Origin of the sequence: Collinsella sp. Sow4_E3, assembly GCF_052116285.1 — a bacterium.
Lineage (GTDB): Bacteria > Actinomycetota > Coriobacteriia > Coriobacteriales > Coriobacteriaceae > Collinsella.
Window position 1 is genome coordinate 1 of sequence record NZ_JBQKLJ010000085.1, and the last position, 643, is coordinate 643.

Here is a 643-nt window from a genome sequence, read left to right on the forward strand (position 1 = left end):
TCCCTTCACCTGCTTCTACCGTTAAAGTAGCTCCTGGTTCAGTTCGTGGAGGTTGGGGTTTCTCTTGAGTCGTTGCTGGTATAGCTTCCGTTGTAGTTTGAATTTCTGTTGTTGATGTTTGGCTACTTTCGCTTGTATTTGGATTATAAAATTCCTTGCTAGAGTCCGTATTGCTACCACCACTTGATAGATAAATAGCAGTAACCGTGATACCTGCTATAATGATTAGGAAAACTACTGCTAGGATGGTAAACACTTTTGAAGCAGCTCCGTTCTTTCCTGCTCTACTTTTTCTACTCTTCTCATCTGACTTATAAATTTCATCATTCCATGGTTCTTGTGACATATAACTAGTTTCTCCTTGTTTTTTTATTAAATCTTGTTTAAAATGGCAATATGAAGATTCAATTAATTCCTGAAAAATGCATTGCCTGTGGTCTCTGTCAGACCTACTCTGATATTTTTGATTATGATAATGACGGAATCGTCATTTTTTCTGAAAAATCCGACCTAGAAGGCCAGTTCCCAGATGATCCGGCTATTTTATTGGCAGCTAAATCATGTCCAACGAAAGCTATCTTAGCGGACTAATTTTGAACTGTCCGCATAATACTCCTCAAAGTAATCTTGCTCAATCATATGA

2 protein-coding genes are annotated in these 643 nt (G+C 37.8%); one reads left to right on the forward strand and one right to left on the reverse strand.

The window, feature by feature from the left end:
* Positions 1–346 (reverse strand): hypothetical protein (locus ACTQ48_RS11355; RefSeq protein ID WP_441571015.1); only part of this gene is annotated, 346 nt, incomplete at its 3' end.
* A 50-nt stretch (positions 347–396) separates the two neighbouring features.
* Between ACTQ48_RS11355 and ACTQ48_RS11360 the strand changes: the two genes are divergently transcribed.
* A complete protein-coding gene (locus ACTQ48_RS11360; protein ID WP_441571017.1) occupies positions 397–591 on the forward strand; it encodes a ferredoxin in 195 nt (64 codons plus the stop codon).
* The last annotated feature ends 52 nt before the right edge of the window (positions 592–643 follow it).